Source organism: Streptomyces sp. NPDC039609, assembly GCF_055596705.1.
In genome coordinates this window covers 476260-492650 of sequence record NZ_JBVIUJ010000004.1, presented here as the reverse complement: position 1 = coordinate 492650, position 16391 = coordinate 476260, and the positions used below count along the sequence as shown (strand labels likewise).

Annotated in this window: 18 protein-coding genes; 11 read left to right on the top strand and 7 right to left on the bottom strand. The window is 71.1% G+C overall.

What is annotated here, in order from left to right:
* Positions 1 to 29: 29 nt before the first annotated feature.
* Together ACZ561_RS14460 and ACZ561_RS14455 are read right to left on the bottom strand one after the other, a co-directional pair.
* Complete coding sequence (locus ACZ561_RS14460; protein ID WP_470994027.1) at positions 30 to 548, bottom strand: flavodoxin domain-containing protein; 519 nt, start codon at positions 546 to 548, stop codon at positions 30 to 32.
* Positions 549 to 1014: 466 nt separating this feature from the next.
* Positions 1015 to 2523 (bottom strand): SulP family inorganic anion transporter, encoded by a 1509-nt coding sequence (locus ACZ561_RS14455; protein WP_470994025.1) that lies wholly within the window; start codon positions 2521 to 2523, stop codon positions 1015 to 1017.
* A 411-nt stretch (positions 2524 to 2934) separates the two neighbouring features.
* On the opposite strand from ACZ561_RS14455, the gene ACZ561_RS14450 reads away from it, so the two are divergent.
* Positions 2935 to 3348 (top strand): MerR family transcriptional regulator, encoded by a 414-nt coding sequence (locus tag ACZ561_RS14450; RefSeq protein ID WP_470994022.1) that lies wholly within the window; start codon positions 2935 to 2937, stop codon positions 3346 to 3348.
* A gap of 75 nt (positions 3349 to 3423) precedes the next feature.
* Here ACZ561_RS14450 and ACZ561_RS14445 read toward each other — a convergent pair whose 3' ends face one another.
* Entirely contained in the window at positions 3424 to 3996 is a 573-nt protein-coding gene (locus ACZ561_RS14445; RefSeq protein ID WP_470994019.1) for an ion channel, read from the bottom strand.
* A 46-nt stretch (positions 3997 to 4042) separates the two neighbouring features.
* On the opposite strand from ACZ561_RS14445, the gene ACZ561_RS14440 reads away from it, so the two are divergent.
* The 3 genes from ACZ561_RS14440 to ACZ561_RS14430 all read left to right on the top strand — a co-directional run bounded on the left by ACZ561_RS14440 (position 4043) and on the right by ACZ561_RS14430 (position 7418).
* Positions 4043 to 5578, top strand: coding sequence for an alanine/glycine:cation symporter family protein (locus ACZ561_RS14440; protein WP_470994017.1), 1536 nt, complete (start codon positions 4043 to 4045; stop codon positions 5576 to 5578).
* A gap of 252 nt (positions 5579 to 5830) precedes the next feature.
* Complete coding sequence (gene nhaA, locus ACZ561_RS14435) at positions 5831 to 7138, top strand: Na+/H+ antiporter NhaA (RefSeq protein WP_470994015.1); 1308 nt, start codon at positions 5831 to 5833, stop codon at positions 7136 to 7138.
* Positions 7139 to 7154: 16 nt separating this feature from the next.
* Positions 7155 to 7418 carry a hypothetical protein gene (locus tag ACZ561_RS14430; protein WP_470994012.1) on the top strand — a complete coding sequence of 88 codons (264 nt, stop codon included), beginning with the start codon at positions 7155 to 7157 and terminating at the stop codon, positions 7416 to 7418.
* A gap of 173 nt (positions 7419 to 7591) precedes the next feature.
* Here ACZ561_RS14430 and ACZ561_RS14425 read toward each other — a convergent pair whose 3' ends face one another.
* On the bottom strand, positions 7592 to 8656 hold the full coding sequence (locus tag ACZ561_RS14425) for a PucR family transcriptional regulator (protein ID WP_470994010.1): 1065 nt from the start codon (positions 8654 to 8656) through the stop codon (positions 7592 to 7594).
* 266 nt (positions 8657 to 8922) lie between these two features.
* On the opposite strand from ACZ561_RS14425, the gene ACZ561_RS14420 reads away from it, so the two are divergent.
* Both ACZ561_RS14420 and ACZ561_RS14415 read left to right on the top strand, forming a co-directional pair.
* Positions 8923 to 9321, top strand: a complete 399-nt coding sequence (locus tag ACZ561_RS14420) for a carboxymuconolactone decarboxylase family protein (RefSeq protein WP_381621274.1) — start codon at positions 8923 to 8925, stop codon at positions 9319 to 9321.
* Positions 9321 to 9518: a hypothetical protein gene (locus ACZ561_RS14415; RefSeq protein ID WP_470994005.1), complete on the top strand. Its 198-nt coding sequence runs from the start codon at positions 9321 to 9323 to the stop codon at positions 9516 to 9518. The genes ACZ561_RS14420 and ACZ561_RS14415 overlap by 1 nt, the downstream gene beginning before the upstream one ends.
* A 13-nt stretch (positions 9519 to 9531) precedes the next feature.
* On the opposite strand, the gene ACZ561_RS14410 is transcribed toward ACZ561_RS14415, so the two are convergent.
* Positions 9532 to 10122: a DM13 domain-containing protein gene (locus tag ACZ561_RS14410; RefSeq protein ID WP_470994002.1), complete on the bottom strand. Its 591-nt coding sequence runs from the start codon at positions 10120 to 10122 to the stop codon at positions 9532 to 9534.
* A gap of 250 nt (positions 10123 to 10372) precedes the next feature.
* Between ACZ561_RS14410 and ACZ561_RS14405 the strand changes: the two genes are divergently transcribed.
* Positions 10373 to 11434: an NAD-dependent epimerase/dehydratase family protein gene (locus ACZ561_RS14405; RefSeq protein WP_470993999.1), complete on the top strand. Its 1062-nt coding sequence runs from the start codon at positions 10373 to 10375 to the stop codon at positions 11432 to 11434.
* Between the two features lie 247 nt (positions 11435 to 11681).
* Positions 11682 to 11957: an STAS domain-containing protein gene (locus ACZ561_RS14400; RefSeq protein ID WP_470993997.1), complete on the top strand. Its 276-nt coding sequence runs from the start codon at positions 11682 to 11684 to the stop codon at positions 11955 to 11957.
* Between the two features lie 27 nt (positions 11958 to 11984).
* Here ACZ561_RS14400 and ACZ561_RS14395 read toward each other — a convergent pair whose 3' ends face one another.
* Both ACZ561_RS14395 and ACZ561_RS14390 read right to left on the bottom strand, forming a co-directional pair.
* On the bottom strand, positions 11985 to 13097 hold the full coding sequence (locus ACZ561_RS14395) for a sensor histidine kinase (RefSeq protein ID WP_470993994.1): 1113 nt from the start codon (positions 13095 to 13097) through the stop codon (positions 11985 to 11987).
* A complete protein-coding gene (locus ACZ561_RS14390) occupies positions 13094 to 13831 on the bottom strand; it encodes a response regulator transcription factor (RefSeq protein WP_470993990.1) in 738 nt (245 codons plus the stop codon). The genes ACZ561_RS14395 and ACZ561_RS14390 overlap by 4 nt, the downstream gene beginning before the upstream one ends.
* A gap of 115 nt (positions 13832 to 13946) precedes the next feature.
* Between ACZ561_RS14390 and ACZ561_RS14385 the strand changes: the two genes are divergently transcribed.
* Genes ACZ561_RS14385 through ACZ561_RS14375 form a run of 3 tightly spaced genes read left to right on the top strand, consistent with a single transcriptional unit; the run spans position 13947 to position 16086 of the window.
* Positions 13947 to 14642: a glycosyltransferase family 2 protein gene (locus ACZ561_RS14385; protein ID WP_470993987.1), complete on the top strand. Its 696-nt coding sequence runs from the start codon at positions 13947 to 13949 to the stop codon at positions 14640 to 14642.
* On the top strand, positions 14639 to 15295 hold the full coding sequence (locus tag ACZ561_RS14380) for a TIGR04282 family arsenosugar biosynthesis glycosyltransferase (protein ID WP_470993983.1): 657 nt from the start codon (positions 14639 to 14641) through the stop codon (positions 15293 to 15295). Before ACZ561_RS14385 ends, ACZ561_RS14380 begins: the two co-directional genes overlap by 4 nt.
* Positions 15292 to 16086, top strand: a complete 795-nt coding sequence (locus ACZ561_RS14375; RefSeq protein ID WP_470993980.1) for a methyltransferase domain-containing protein — start codon at positions 15292 to 15294, stop codon at positions 16084 to 16086. The genes ACZ561_RS14380 and ACZ561_RS14375 overlap by 4 nt, the downstream gene beginning before the upstream one ends.
* The last annotated feature ends 305 nt before the right edge of the window (positions 16087 to 16391 follow it).

The window sequence follows — 16391 nt, the reverse complement described above, 5'->3', positions numbered from 1 at the left end:
GGACGGCCCACCGAACCAACCCTGGCTCGTCACGTGTCGAGCTCCCGGGCGATGTCGTCCGCCCAGGCGTCGATCGCCTCCCAATCCCGGTGGTCCCCGTACCGGCAGCCGAGAAACCGAAACAACAAGGCACCCTTCCGGTCGAGGTGCTCACGCCGGATCACGCCCGAGAAGCGCCCGTGGTCCCGAGGACGGACGACCTCGACGAGAGCAGCAATACGCGGCTGCACCATGCGTTCGGCAAGCGTGCGCAACGGCCCGCGCAAGGCCGCGGTCATGCCGACGCTGAACATCCATGTCGGCTGATCGCCCAAGCGATCAGCGTTGTTCCTGACGAAGCCTTCCGCCGCCGGCAGCCAAGCGCCGTCGTGGACCGCGCTGCCCAGCACAAGCGCGTCGCTCGGCGAGCGCCACGGCCCGTCGGAGGACGCACGCAGCGCCTGGATTTCCACATGGTGTCCCTTCAGGCGCAATCGCTCGCCGATCCGGTCGGCGATCTCCTGCGTGGAGTGATGCTCGGACGCATAGAGGACCCATACGAAGGCCATTGCACCGCGGCCGCCCGTCGCGGCTGCGCCACCGGTACCCGGGCGAGCAGCCCGAGGCCGCGGCCCGTCCGTCGGCCAACGGCCGGCTGCGGCTCTCGCGCGGCGGGCACCACCAGGGTCACGGGCTCGCGGTAGACGTCCTGAAGCTCGGCAGCCAGTCGCCGGGCCAGCCCGTCGTCCCCGCAGACGACCATTCTGCCTGGCATGTCGGGGAGTTGGCGTGTCGAAGGATCGATCATCGGACCAGCATGCCGTGCCCGCGGTACCGGCCGGCCGAGGGGGTCGCGCAGCGGTGGCGGGGACGGTCGTGCGACGAGCCCGGCCCTCGCGACGATCGCCACGCTGGGCAGGCCCCGGCCGAGCCGCTCTCACCACCGAGCTCGCGGCTGTGGGCATCGACCCCATGGCGCCGGAGGCGGTTGCCCCGAGGAACCCCTGAGGCGGCTCCCGTGCGAAAGCAAGCCGGTCAGTGGCCGGCGGCGAGTTCTCCGGTGAGCTTGCTGTGGAGGTCGGCGCTGGGGGCGTTGAGGCCGGTGATCTCGACCGTCTTGCCGCGCTGGGCGTACTTGGTCTGGACGGCGTCGAGGGTCGCCACGGAGGAGGCGTCCCAGATGTGGGCGCCGGAGAGGTCGATGACGACCTTGGCGGGATCGGTGGCGTAGTCGAACCGGCCGACGAGGTCGTTGGACGAGGCGAAGAACAGTTCCCCGGTGACCCGGTAGACGACCGTCGTGCCATCGGGGTCGGTGACGGCGGTGACGTCGGCGAGCCTGGCGACGCGCTTGGCGAAGATGACCATGGCGGTGATCGAACCGGTGACGACGCCGACGGCGAGGTTGTGAGTGGCGACCACCACGGCGACCGTGATCAGCATGACGGTGATCTCCCCCGCCGGCATCCGCTTCAGAGTCTTCGGGGCGACGGAGTGCCAGTCGAAGGTGGCGAACGACACCATGACCATGACGGCGACCAGCGCCCCCATGGGTATGTCGGAGACGACGGGGCCGAAGACGATGCACAGCACCATCAGGAACGCACCGGCCAGGAATGTCGAGAGGCGGGTTCGCGCGCCGGAGACCCTCACGTTGATCATCGTCTGGCCGATCATCGCGCATCCGCCCATACCCCCGAAGAACCCGGTGACGACGTTCGCGATACCCTGGCCGATGGACTCGCGGGTCTTGTTGGAATGCGTGTCCGTGATCTCGTCGACCAGTTTGGCGGTCATCAGCGATTCCATCAGGCCGACCAGCGCCATGGCGAAGGCGTATGGAGCGATCGTCGTGAGGGTGTCCAGCGTGAACGGTACGTCCGGCAAGCCCGGCACCGGCAGCGACGAGGGCAGGGCCCCCTTGTCACCCACGGTCGGGACCGCGATGCCTGCGGCGAGCGTGACGACGGTGAGGATCACGATCGACACGAGAGGTGCCGGGACCACGGTGGTGACCTTGGGGAAGAACACCATCAGCGCGAGGCCGGCAACGACGAGCGGGTAGACGGCCCAGGGCACGTTCCGCAGTTCGGGCACCTGGGCCATGAAGACCAGGACGGCCAGGGAGTTGACGAAGCCGACCATCACCGAGCGGGGGATGAACCGCATCAGCCTCGCCACCCCGAGGGCGCCGAGGAGTACCTGGAACACACCGGCGAGGATGACGGCGGCGACCAGGTACCCCAGACCGTGCTCCCGGTTCAGCGGTGCGATCACCAGGGCGACCGCACCGGTCGCTGCGGAGATCATGGCCCGCCGACCGCCCACGATCGCGATGGTCACGGCCATGGTGAACGACGCGAACAGGCCGATCGCCGGGTCGACTCCGGCGATGATCGAGAACGAGATGGCCTCGGGGATCAGCGCGAGCGCGACGACGAGGCCGGCCAGGATCTCGGTACGCCATACCTTGGGATCGTCGAGCCAGTCGGGGCGAAGAGCGCGCAGGCGCCCGGCAGGGAACGTCGGGGAAGCAGAAGACAAGGGTCGGGAACCTGTCGTGCTCGGGCACACCCGGCTGCACGCAGGTCCGGGATGTGAGGGAGGAAGCGGGAGGGCCGGGCCGGCATCCCGCGGACGGCCCGCGAACCTGGGGGCCGGACAGACGGAGAGGCGAAGGTGGCGGGCCTGCGCAGGGGCGCGGCCGGGCAGCTCACATCCACGGGTGAAGCATCACGGTGGACAGGCGACGGCGCTGGGTGTCGTACTCTCGCGCACACTCGCTCCTGCAAGGATCGGATCTTCGCCGGGGGCGCCACAGGCCCCGACACGGCAAGCGCGGGAGGTCACGGGCCACCCACGCATCAGCAACTCTACCCTGACGTTAGAGTAGAGATCGGCGGGGCCGTGGGGCACTCGGCCCGCCACAAGGCCAAGGACCAGAGGATCACCGGCGTGGACGACAGGCACATGCAGATCGGCGAGGTCGCCACGCGGACAGGGCTGTCCCTGCGGACGATCCGGCACTACGAGGAGACGGGCCTGGTCGTCCCCTCGGCCCGCTCCCGGGGTGGCTTCCGCCTCTACACCGAGTCCGACGTCGCCCGGCTCGTGGTCATCCGGCGGATGAAGCCGCTCGGCTTCACCTTGGACCAGATGGGCGACCTGCTGGAGGCCACCGACCGGCTCGACGCCGACGGTGATCTCGACCCGGACGAACGCGAAGCCTTGCTGGAACGGGTCCGCGGCTACGAGAGGGCCACTGCCGAGCAGGTCGAGAAGCTGCGCGTCCAGCTCTCCCGCGCCGAGGACTTCGCAGCCACCCTGGGCGCACGCCTGGAGCAAACCGCTCCGACCTCTCCCCTCTGACCGCGCCCCGGCTTCACTCGTCGAACCGAGCAGCACGTCCAGCACCGGTGCCCCCGTGCCGAGGCGACGCGCCCGTCAGCCGCAACCCGCGGCGTGACGGCCGTGATCACTCGCGAAGGACTCGAAGACCTCGCGCGCCGTGCCGCCGGTGTGCAGAAAGCGTTCGTCGAGGATGGCCGCCAGGTCGTCCAGCGCTGCCCGCAGCACTGCGGCGGAGAGCCGGACGTCCGGGTGACGGGCGCTCGCCGCCCGGTCCGCCAGATTCAGGGCCGAGGTGATCTGGCGGGCGAGGGAGGTGCGGTCGTCCCCGTCGTGGAAGTAGTAGGACTCGGCGTACTGCTGGAAGTCGACGGACACCACGGAGACGGCACCGGCCAGGCCGTCGAGAATGGTTGCGCCCGCGTCGGCGTCGATCTGCTCCGTCGAAGGATGGGTACGGGCAAGGTGCGAGAGCCGAAGGGCGAGGGCCCGGCGCCGGGCGAGGGCGGGGTAGATGCCGAGGGTCCAGGCCACCGTGGCGCTGAGCAGGGCGAAGCCGACGATGGCCTCCACGGGGGCAAGGATGCGCAGCCACCCTTCGGCGGGTGCGATGTCGCCCAGGCCGAGGGTGGAGATTGGGACCAGCGTTCGCTCAAAGCCCGCACTCATACCGACGCACCGCACTGCGCCGGTTATGGCATCGAGGTAAAGCCAGATGTCACTCGACACCATCACCACCTCCGTGGACGACGCCGTCAGCGGATTCTTCGAGCCCATCGCCAAGTGGCTCGGGGACATCGTCTTCTACTCCGTCCCGGTGGGCGGTACCCAACTGCCGCTGATCGTCGCCTGGCTGGTCGTGGCCGGTCTGGTCTTCTCCGGCTGGTTCGGACTGGTCCAGATACGCAAGTTCCGCCTCGCGGTGGACGTGGTGCGCGGCAAGTACGACGAGAAGGGGTCGACCGGTGAGGTCAACCACTTCCAGGCCCTGACCGCGGCCGTCTCCGGCACCGTGGGCCTCGGCAACATCGCCGGTGTCGCCGTCGCCGTCTCCATCGGCGGCCCGGGCGCGACGTTCTGGATGATCCTCTGCGGCCTGCTGGGCATGGCGACGAAGTTCGTCGAGGTGACCCTGGGCGTGAAGTACCGCGAGGTGCACGCCGACGGAACCGTCTCCGGCGGCCCGATGCACTACCTGCCCAAGGGCCTGGCCGAGCGCTTCGGCGCCCGCGGCAAGACCCTCGGCAAGGTCCTGGCGGTCCTCGCCTCCGCGATGATCCTCTTCTTCGGCCTCTTCGGCGGCAACCTCTTCCAGGTCAACCAGTCCTACGCCCAGCTGGTCTCCGTCACCGGCGGCGAAAACGGCATGATGGGCTCCTCCGCCGGCGCCCTGTTCTTCGGCATCCTGATCGCCGCGATCGTCGGCATCGTGCTCCTCGGCGGCATCCGCTCCATCGCCTCCGTCACCAGCCGGCTCGTCCCGGCGATGGCCGGCATCTACATCGCGGCCTGCCCGGTCGTCATCCTGGTCAACGTTTCCGCAGTCCCGTCCGCGATCTCGTCGATCATCGAGGGCGCCTTCAACCCTCAGGGTGTCGCCGGCGGTGTCCTGGGTGCGCTGATCATCGGCTTCAAGCGGGCCGCGTTCTCCAACGAGGCCGGTCTCGGCTCCGCCCCGATCGCGCACTCCGCGGTCACGACCAAGCACCCCGCCAGCGAGGGCCTGGTCGCCCTGCTGGAGCCGTTCATCGACACGGTCGTCATCTGCACCATGACCGCGCTGACCATCGTCATCGCCAACCCGGCCAGCTGGGGCGAAGCCCGCAAGGGCGATTCCATCGGCGGCGTGACCATCACCTCCGACGCCTTCGCCACCGTCCTGCCCTGGTTCCCGTACATCCTGACCATCGCGGTCATGCTGTTCGCCATCTCCACGGTTCTGACCTGGGGCTACTACTGCATGAAGGCCTGGACCCACCTCTTCGGCCGCAGCAAGGGCAGCGAGCTCACCTTCAAGGTCATGTACACCCTGTTCGCGGTGGCCGGCTCCCTGCTGACGCTGCAGACCCTGATCGACATGGCCGACGCGGTGCTCTTCATGCTCGCCGTCATCAACATCATCGGCCTCTACCTGCTCGCCCCCGTCGTCAAGCGCGAGCTGAACACCTTCCTCGACTTCGTCCGCCGCCGCGACCAGGAAACCGAAGCAGACGAAGACGAAGACCAGGAGCCGGTGAAGACCACCGTCTGACCGTTCCCCCGGCGGCCCGGCTCCTGAGCGGGTCCGTACACACCTCGCGCCTTGGTGTGTACGGACCCGCTCCTTTTGTGTTTCAGCAGGTGAGAACCCCTCTGGTGAGATCCGGGGATCGCAGATAGGGTGTAAAGAACGCGTCAAGGAGCTCGTTTCTCCTCAACGAGTGGCGCGGGGTGTGCCGGGAAGTCTGGTCGGCGATAGGGGCTGTGCGCTCTTTTCCCGCTGACGCCCCGGAAGGCCACCCTCATGAGCAGCCCGCGCCCGCGCATCGTGTTCGGACTCGTGCCCTGGCCCGAACGCCAGGCCATCGCCTCGGCCCTGCGCACGGAGACCGTGGGCGGCCTGGTCCTCCTCGCAGCCGCCGTCATCGCGCTGGTCTGGGCCAACACCCCGTGGAGCGGTGCGTACGCGGCCATCCGCGATTTCCATTTCGGCATACCCGCGCTGGGCCTGGACCTCTCCGTCGGGCACTGGACCGCCGACGGCCTCCTCGCGATCTTCTTCCTCGTCGCGGGCATCGAGCTCAAACGTGAGCTCGTCGTCGGTGAGCTGCGTACCCCCGCCACCGCGGCCCTGCCCGTGATCGCCGCGGTCTGCGGCATGGCCGTGCCCGCCGCTCTGTACGCCGCCACCGCCTGGGCAGGGGGCGGCAGCCTGGACGGCTGGGCCGTGCCCATGGCCACCGACATCGCCTTCGCCCTCGCGGTCCTCGCCGTCATCTCCACGCACCTGCCGGCAGCCCTGCGCGCGTTCCTCCTCACCCTCGCCGTCGTCGACGACCTCGGCGCCATCCTGATCATCGCGATCTTCTTCACCAGCGACCTGAACCTCTGGGCGCTCGGCGGAGCGTTCGCCGGACTCGCCGTCTTCTACCTTCTCCAGCGCTACCGGATCCGCGGCTGGTGGTGGTACGTGCCGCTCGGCATCGCGATCTGGGCGCTGATGTACAACGGGGGCGTCCACGCCACTGTCGCCGGCGTCGCCATGGGCCTGATCCTGCGTACCACCCGCGACAAGGGTGAAGAGGTCTCCCCCGCCTCCCGGGTCTCGCACGTCATGCACCCCTTCTCCGCCGGGGTCGCGGTCCCCCTCTTCGCCCTCTTCGCCGCCGGCGTCAGCATCTCCGGCCCCGCCCTGGCCGAGGTGTTCACCAGCCCCGAACCGCTCGGAGTCGTCATCGGACTCGTCGTCGGCAAGGTCCTCGGCATCTTCGTCGGCACCTACCTCGCCGCCCGCTTCACCAAGGCCGAGCTCAACCCCGACCTCGCCTGGGCCGACGTCCTGGGGCTGTCCGTCCTCGCCGGAATCGGCTTCACCGTCGCCCTGCTCATCGGTGAACTCGCCTTCCCGGGCGCAGCCGTCGGCGAGCACGTCAAGGCAGCCGGCCTCATCGCGTCCGTCACCGCCGCCGTACTCGCGGCCGTACTCCTGCGCCGTCGGAACACCCTCTACCGGCGCCTGTACGAGGAAGAGAACGCCGACGACGACGCCGACGGCATCCCCGACATCTACCAGCGCACCCAGGCTGCACCGGCCGGGGCCAACGGCAACTGATCACCCCGGAGGCGGCATGGCGGTCACCCTGCTCAGCATCACGGTCATCCTGGCCGCCTGGGTGATCAGGACGGCTGTCGCGGAGCTCCGCGTGCCCGGGAGCGGACGCCGGCAGTGGGCCTTCCTGACCGACCGGCGCGCGCTCGCCGCCGGAGCCCTTGCCGCCCTGCTGCTCGGGTTCATCGGCTGGGTCACGACGGGTCCTGTCACCGCAGCGTGGGCCGTACTCGCAGGCCTCCTCATCGCCTCCCTCACCGCAACGGACGAGCCGAACGGCTGAAAGGGCGAGGAGCACGAACGAGACTGCGGCCGACCTGCCCGACGTGCGCAGAAGCGGGCAGGAGCTCGCGCCTCAGCGCCTGTGCCCGGCGGGCAGGTCGGCCGCGGTGGGGTGACCACAGCGAGAGCAAATCCGCGGGACTTCGGATTCGTTCACCGGTCCCCCGCTACCGCTCAGCCCGGGATACCCGGCCAAGGGAGCAGACGGGCACCGATCGAAGCGGCCTGCAGTGTGTAGCGGTGCTGCGGGTCGGTCGGGTCGGCCTGGGTGAGAGTGTGGATCCGTTCCAGCCGATAGGTGAACGCGCGCACGCTGAGCGAAAGCCGACGGGCTGCTTCGGTCGCCACGCAGCCGCTGTCGAAGTAGGCGTGGAGAGTGTCGATCAGGGGCTGTGCACCGCCCCGGGCCTGCTGGAGCGGGCCGAGTACGCTCTCGACCAGGTCGGCCATGGCCTGCCGGTCCCGGGTCAGGACGGGGTAGACGAGGAGGTCGGCCGCGTACAGCACCGGACTGTCGATCTCCAGGCGCGCGGCGAGGTCAAGGGCGTTGAGGGCCTCCTCGTACGAGTGGACCACTCCTCCGGCCCCCTGATGGGAGCGGCCGATGGCCACCTGGCCTCCGTCGGTGGCTCCGTAGGCCTGCTTGGCGAAGTACCCCAGGACGTCGGGCTGGTCGCCGGGAGCCACACAGATCAGTCGGCCGTCCTTCGTCGCGAGCAGGATCCTGCGGTTGCCGAACCTCGCCAGCATGGCTTCCTCGATGCCCCGGGCGACGGGGAAACCGTCGCCGTAGGGCTCCGGGCCGGTGGCGACGGCCACCGCGTGCGCCTGCGACAGACGCAGTCCGAACCGCTCGGCCCGCTCCACGAGCCGCCCCAGGTCGCTACCCCCGTAAAGGAGGTCGTCGATGAACTCCCGCCGCGCGGCCTCTTCCTGCCGTACTGCCTGCTGCTGGGCACGCTCGTAGCCCTCGGCGAACGCGTCCACCGCCTGTTCGACCGTGGCCAACAGGGGCTTGGCCCTGTCGGTGGGCAACTGCGCCAAGACCTCCCGGGCGACGACCAGGTGCTCGCGTATCAGACCGCGGAGACCTGTTCCCGTCCCCGCGGCCCGCTCCCCCTCGGCCCTGCGCGCGTCACGCTCGGCGCGGGTGAGCAGGCGTCCCGTGGCACAGGCGTCCCGCAACATCCGGGCGTACGCCGCCAGCTCCACTTCCGCAGCTTCCGCTCCCGCCACCATTCCCCCTGATCCCGGCGCTCATGACGCCTTCTTGACGCGGGGACCAGGGTGCCACGGGACGAGGAACCCTGAGACACCGGGACGGCGCCCGTTCCGCCGAGCGGACAGGGCTCAGCACGCGGCCTAAGCTGGGTACAGGGTCCGGTGTCCGGTTGCAGGAACGAGATTCAGGCCCTTCGACGCCGACGCCAAGGCGCACGCCTGACTCCCGCTGCCCGATCCGGCGAGCACGCCCACCGGATCGTCATGCGGAGAAGGGCAAGACCATGGCTGCCACCGTCAACCGTGCTGAGATCGAGGCCGACATCAAGGAAACGCTCGGCCTGGTTCCGCACTTCTTCTCCCGCATACCGACCGAGTTGCTCGGTCCGGAGTGGGAGATCTTCAAGCGGATCGAACTCGGGGAAACCCTCATCCCGAACAAGTACAAGGAACTCATCGGCGTGGGGCTGCACTCCGAGACCAAGTGCCACTACTGCAGCCTCTTCCACACAGAGGCGGCGAAACTCTTCGGGGCCACGGACGAGGAGATCCAGGAGGCCGTCCACTACGCCAAGGCCAGCCTGGGGTGGAGCGCCTACATCAACGGCATGCAGGAGGACTACGACCAGTTCGCCGAGGAGCTGACGCAGGTCACCGACTACGTGCGGTCCAAGGCTTCCTGATGGAGCTGGAGAGACTCCGGCCTACGGTGTTGCGCGGCACTTTCCACGCCTACGAGCTGGCCGCGCTCACCGCCGCGGCGCGATACGTCGTGGAGTCCTCCCCTGCCGACGTACCCGAGGAATCCATCGGCCAGCTGACCCAACTGCTCGCCGAGTACGACGAACAGGTCCGCAAGCTCAGCGCGCCCGGCACGTGATCCGGGCGCAGGATCAGACGCTCTGCAGCTGCGCCGCACCGAAGGAGACGTCGAAGCGGTCGCACCAGATGGTGACGCTGCTGTAGTCGGCGAGGTTCACGGCTGAGGGGATCATGTAGTTCTGGTCGCCCTTGTTGCCCTTGAGCTTGCCGAGGCTCACGTACTTCCCGTCGTCGAAGACACGCCAGCCGGCCGTCCCCTCCTTCACCGGTGCGTCGGTGAGCCAGACGCGCAGGTCGGGGCCGTTGCTGGTGTCGAGGTTGTCCAGGCGCAGGGTGTGGGAGCCGTCCGGGAGGCGGACGAGTGCCGCCGTGCCCGTGGTGGTGTGCTCGTGGCTGATCAGCGAGCCGCGTGCGAGGGTCCGCGGGGCTGACGGAGCGCTCGGCGTCGCCCTGCCGGCGGCCGAGGACGGCGAGGGCGTAGCCGATGCACCGAAGCCGGGGGCCGGGGCGGCGGGCCCGGCCGTCGGCAGGGCCTCACGGACCGTCTCGTCCTGCCACAGCTTCCAGGGCTGGAACCAGTACAGGCCCGCGCCCAGCAGCACAAGCGCCGCGATCAGAGCCGTGGCCAGGAGCCCGCCGCGCCGTCCCGTACGTCGTGTCACGACCGTTCCTTCCCCTCACTGGTGTGTCACGGCCATTCAACGCCGCAGCGGGGTCGGGGCACTATGCGCGAGGTGATGACGAAACCCTTACGTCCGCGAGCGCCAGCCCCTCCAGGGCGGTGAGCGCGGCCGCGGCGGTCAGCCGGCGGGGCAGCGCGGGGAGCGGGCTCGTTCACCATCCGATGACGGAAGTCTTACGTCCGGGCGTGGAGCGGGCGTTCCGACGGTCGGGTTCCGTAGCGTCCAGGGCATGCGAGTACTTGTCACCGGAGGCGCGGGGTTCATCGGCGCGCACATCGTCACGGCATTGACCGAGCGCGGCCACGAGCCCGTGGTCCTGGACGCGCTGCTGCCGACCGCTCACCCCGGGCCGCCCGACCTGCCGGGTGCCGAGATGGTCCTGGCGGACGTCCGGGACGCGGAAGCGGTGCGCGCGGCGCTGCGGGGCGTGGACGCGGTGTGCCATCAGGCGGCGATGGTCGGGCTGGGGAAGGACTTCGCGGACGCGCCCGCCTACGTCGGCTGCAACGACCTGGGGATGGCCGTGCTGCTGGCCGGGATGGCGGAGGCCGGGGTGAACCGGCTGGTGCTGGCGGGGTCGATGGTGGTCTACGGGGAGGGCCGGTACGACTGTCCGCGGGACGGCGTCGTTCGGCCCGGTCCGCGCGCGGTCGCGGATCTGGAGGCGGGGCGGTTCGAACCGCTCTGCCCGGTGTGCGGGGCGGAACTGGTCCCCGGCCTGGTGGACGAGGACGCCCCGGTGGATCCGCGCAACGTGTACGCCACGACGAAGCTGACGCAGGAGCACCTGGCGGCTGCCTGGGCACGCTCCACCGGCGGGCACGCCGTGTCGCTGCGCTATCACAACGTGTACGGCCCCGGCATGCCCCGGGACACCTTCTACGCCGGGGTGGCGTCCTTCTTCCGGTCCTCGCTCGCCAGGGGCGAGGCACCTCGTGTCTTCGAGGACGGCGCCCAGCGACGGGACTTCGTGCACGTACGGGACGTGGCGGCGGCCAATGCGGTAGCGCTGGAGGCGGCGGGCGGCCGCGCGGCAGGCTCGTTCACCGCGTACAACACGGGCTCGGGCGAGCCGCACACGATCGGTGAGATGGCCTCGGCACTGTCTGCTGCCCACAGCGGTCCCGAGCCGGTGGTCACTGGGGAGTTCCGTCTCGGTGACGTCCGGCACGTCACCGCCGATTCGGCACGGCTGCGGCGCGAGCTGGGGTGGCTGCCCCGGGTGGGTTTCGCCGAGGGGATGGCAGAGTTCGCACGGGCGCAGCAGCGGGCCTCGTCCGGTGTCCCGTAGAGGGCGTAGAAACCGGACCGCACGGCCCCGTTCTGCGGATAGAGGCCTGAGCGGCTGGAGCGTGCTTCCTGGCCGCTGGGGCGGCTCTCGGGTTCGGCTTCCGGCTCCAGCCTCCCTGGGGGGCCGACTTCTGTGCCTGACCGCCGCCGTCGTCGCACTGCTGATTGCCCTGGGCGCCGCCTGGCGGAGTGGACGCACCGCACGTCGCGGCAGCCGGTCAGCCGACCGCGGTCGGCATCCGCGGGCCGTGGTCCGCCTGCGCGGGGAGATCACCGCCCGCACCGGCAAGCAGGCCGGCCGGCGGCTCGCCGCAGCGCTTGCCACCGGACCGCCCGCTCTGGAGATCGACCTCGCTCGGGTCACTCTCCTCACCCGCGACGGCGCCCAGGTCCTCTTCGACGCGCTGCGTACGGCCCGCTCCCACGGCATCCCCGTGATTGTCAGCCACGCCCGTCCCCAGGCACGGGCCACCTTGCGCATGCTCGGCCTGGACGGGCTGCTCCGCTACGGCGAGGCCGACTGACCATCCCCCTGCCCGCCCCGATCCGGCTCAGCCGGTCGGGGCGGGCAGGGTCACCTCGAAGCGGCAGCCGCCCGGCACGTTCCGCACGTCGGCGCGACCGTCGTGGGCTTCGACGATGCCGCGCACGATGGCGAGGCCGAGGCCCGCGCCGGCGGGCGGGGTCCGGGCAGCGGTGCCGCGCCAGCCGGTGTCGAAGACCCGGGGCAGTTCCTCGTCGGGGATCCCGCCACAGCCGTCGGTCACCGACAGGACCACGGCGTGGGCACGGCGTTCGGCTGCGATGGCGACCGTGCCGTCGGCGGGCGTGTGGCGGATGGCGTTGACCAGCAGGTTGGCCAGCACCCGGGTCATCTCCTTGCCGTCCACTTCCACCGGCACCGGTTCGACGTCGTCTCCCACGAGCCGTACGCCGTGCGCGTGGGCGAGCGGGTCGGCGCCGGAGAGCGCGTCGCCCACCAGGTCGTAGACCGACATCCTGGTGGGGGTGAGGGTCAGGGCCCCGGCGTGGATCCGGGACAGTTCGAAGAGGTCGCCGACCATGGAGTTGAGGCGTTCGACCTCGGCGCCGATCTGCCGGTGGTAGCGGGCAGGGTCGGCGGCCACGCCGTCCTCCAGCGCCTCCGACATGGCCCGCAGGCCTGCCAGTGGGGTACGCAGGTCGTGCGAGATCCACGCGACGAGTTCGCGGCGCGAGGTCTCGAGGGCACGTTCCCGCTCGCGTGACGCGGCCAGCTTCGCACTGGTGGCGGCCAGTTCACGGGAGAGGAGGGCCAGTTCCGCGGTGGCCGGGACGGCCGGAACGGCGAAGCTGCCGCCGTCGCCGAAGTTGCGTGCGGCGAGCGTGAGGTCGTGGCTGCGGGCGACGACCCAGCGGCCGAGGAGCAGGGCGGTCGCCAGGGAGACGGCGGCAGCCATCGCGACGACCAGTGTGACGACGGTCAGGTCGTGCGAGGAGAGGAACATCGCCTGCGCGACGGCAAGGGTTCCCGCGAGCATCGCGGTGACCGTGACCGCGGCCACCACGGTCAGGGAAACGGCGACCGAACGGTGGCGCAACAGACGCAGCACGACCGCGCCGAGCGCTCCCGCGCAGGTGGCCCCGCCCAGGGCGAAGACCGCGATGACCAGCAGGTCCTTCACAGCGCATCCGCCTCCCCGGTCCCGGCCGGCATCTCGAAGCGGTATCCGACGCCCCACACGGTCTGGATGAAGCACGGCCGGGCGGGGTCGTCCTCGATCTTGGCCCGCAGCCGGCGGACGTGGACGGTGACGGTGGACAGGTCGCCGAAGTCCCACCCCCACACCTCCCGCATCAGGTCCCCCCTGGCGTGCGCCCGGCCGGGGCGCCGCAGGAAGTAGGCGAGGAGGTCGAACTCCCTGAGGGTGAGGGCGAGTTCCGTACCGTTCTTGGAGGCCCGTCGGGTGCCGGGGTCGAGGATCAGGCCCCCGCCGCCCAGCGCCGGCTCCGGTGCCGCCGTTCCCTCGGTGCCGCGGCCCCGGCTGCGGCGCAGGACGGACTCGACCCGCAGGACGAGTTCGCGCGGGCTGAACGGTTTGGTGACGTAGTCGTCGGCGCCGAGCTCCAGTCCCTCGATGCGGTGCTCCTCGTCGCCCCGTGCGGTGAGCATCACCACCGGTACCGGTCCGGAGGCACGAAGCCTGCGGCACACCTCCAGCCCGTCCATCCCGGGCAGCATGAGGTCCAGGACCACGAGGTCGGGCCGGGCCCGTCCGGCGCTCGCGAGGGCCGTGGTGCCATCGGCGGCGTGCTCCACGGCGAATCCGGCGCGCGCCAGGTAGCCGGTCACGACCTCGGCGACCGTCGGATCGTCGTCCACGACGAGGACCCGGGCGGACGTGTTCTCGATGCTCATGCGGTCAAGGGTCGCACCGTCCGGCCCGGCCCCGACCCCGCTGCGGCGGCGCCCGGGGTGACGTCCGCGTTTCGTAAGGAGTCGATGTCTCCTTGAGCGGCCCGTCATCCCTACGGTGAAATCCGTGACCGTAGATGTCGTACTTCCCTGTCTGAACGAGGCCGAGGCGCTGCCCTGGGTACTCGCCCGCATCCCCGCCGGCTGGCGGGCCGTCGTCGTCGACAACGGCTCCGACGACGGTTCCGCCGAGATCGCACGCGGCCTCGGCGCCACCGTGGTCCATGAGTCGCGCCGTGGCTTCGGGGCCGCCTGTCACGCCGGGTTGATGGCCGCCGAGGCCGATGTCGTCTGTTTCTGCGACTGTGACGCCTCGCTCCATCCAGGACTCCTGACCGGCTTCGTCCGCTCGGTCGAGAACCGTGAGGCCGACCTCGTACTCGGTCGGCGCCGGCCCCAGGGCCGCGGTGCCTGGCCCCTCCACGCCCGGGCCGGGAACCTGGCCCTGTCCCGAATGCTGCGCCGCCGCACCGGCCTGCGCCTCCACGACCTCGGCCCGATGCGGGCCGCTCGGCGTGAGGCTCTCCTCGCACTGGAGCTCACCGACCGGCGCAGCGGCTACCCGCTCCAGATGGTGGTCCGCGCCGCCGACGGCGGCTGGAAGGTACGGGAGGTGGACGTGCCATACCTGCCCCGTGCCGGGAAATCAAAGGTCACGGGCACATGGCGCGGCACCTACCAGGCCGTACGCGACATGAGCCGCGTACTCGCCGAGCCGGTGGGCTCCGCGGCCGTGGCGGGGGGCCGGAGGTGACCACTCTTCTGGTGATCGCGAAGGAGCCCGTGCCGGGGCGGGTCAAGACGCGGCTCACCCCCGCCTTCACTCCGGCCCAGGCGTCCCTGCTCGCGGAAGCCGCCCTCGCGGACACCCTGGGAGCCGTCGCCGCGGCCCCCGCCGAACGCCGGGTACTCGTCCTGGACGGCCGCCCCGGACCTTGGCTGCCACCCGGTATCGAGGTCGTCCCGCAGTGCTCCGGAGGCCTGGACGAGCGGCTCGCCGCAGCCTTCGCCTGCTGCTCCGGGCCGGCCCTGTTGGTCGGCATGGACACCCCTCAGGTCACACCCGCCCTGCTGGCGCCCGCGACCGTGCCGGACGCCTGGCAGGAGCACGACGCCTGGTTCGGCCCCGCCCTCGACGGGGGATTCTGGGCGCTCGGGCTGGCCGCACCCGACCCCGCGCTGCTGCGCGGGGTTCCGATGTCGGTGAGCGGGACGGGCGCGGTGCAGTACGGCCGGCTCCTCGCGGCAGGCCTGCGGGTCGGGCGGCTGCCCCGGCTGCGGGACGTGGACACCGCCGAGGACGCACGGCTGGTCGCCGGCGAGGCCGCCGGCACCCGATTCGCCGCCCGATACGCCCGGTTCGCGTCGGCCTCGGCAGCTTCCGCCTCTCGCCCGGTGCGCCCATGAGGCGGCACGGGGCTCCCGCCGAGGCCGTCGCTCCCGGTTGCCTGCCCCGGCCGGCGGCCTGGCGCGAGGACCCGTACTCCGACGCGCTCGACAGCGGGCAGGGCCCTCTGTTCCTGCGTCGCAGCGACGGCTGGCTGCTGCCCCTGGATGTGGAGCGCTGGTGCGCCGCCCCTGACGCCGCGGACCAGAGCGTCCTGGCCCGCTGCCAAGGGGCGGTCCTCGACATCGGATGCGGCCCCGGACGCCTCGCCGCCGCCCTCGCGGCACGGGGCCACCGGGCGCTGGGCATCGACGTGTGCCCGGCCGCGGTGGCCCGTACCGAACGGCTGGGCGGACTCGCACTGTGCCGGTCGGTCTTCGAACCGCTGCCCGGGGAGGGCCGATGGGACACGGCCCTGCTCATCGACGGCAACATCGGCATCGGCGGGGACCCCACGGCGCTGCTGGGCCGACTCGGGTCGGTCACCGGCCCGGCAGCACGGGTCATGGCGGAATGCGTACCCGTGGACGTGGACGAGTGCTGCGAGGTCCGGCTCGACAACGGCAGCGGCGCGCTCGGCGAGCCCTTCACATGGGCCCGGCTCGGCGCCCGGGCCCTCCACGAGCACGCCCGCGTCACCGGCTGGCACGTCACGGAGGAATGGTCGGTCGCGGGGCGCGTGTTCGCGGAGCTCTCAAGGCGTCCTCAGACCCCGTCGTCAGGAGCCCGGGGCCCGGGCTCCTGCCCCGACCCGGGCCCGGCCCCTGGATCGGGCCCGGGCTCGGCAGTGTTTCCGGTTCCTGGTGCCTGATCCCCGGGCCCGCGCCGAGGCCAACGCTGCGGTCCGGAGCCCGGCTCCGGCGGCTGACCGGACCCGGTGTCCGGCGCAGCCCGGCTCCCGGTTCCCGGCTGTGGCCGGGCGGCGGGGCCGCCCCCGCCGCGAGGGCGCCGTGGAAGGTGGCGCCCCGCCACCGCCACCACGACGGCCGAAATCACCACCGCTCCGAGGACCAGCAGCAGGTTCCGCCCGTAAGGAAGGGGCAGCGCGGACGGGTTGGGCGGGGAGCCCGGTCGGAGCAGCAACGGGAGCGTGATCAGCACCGTCGCGCCGCCTGC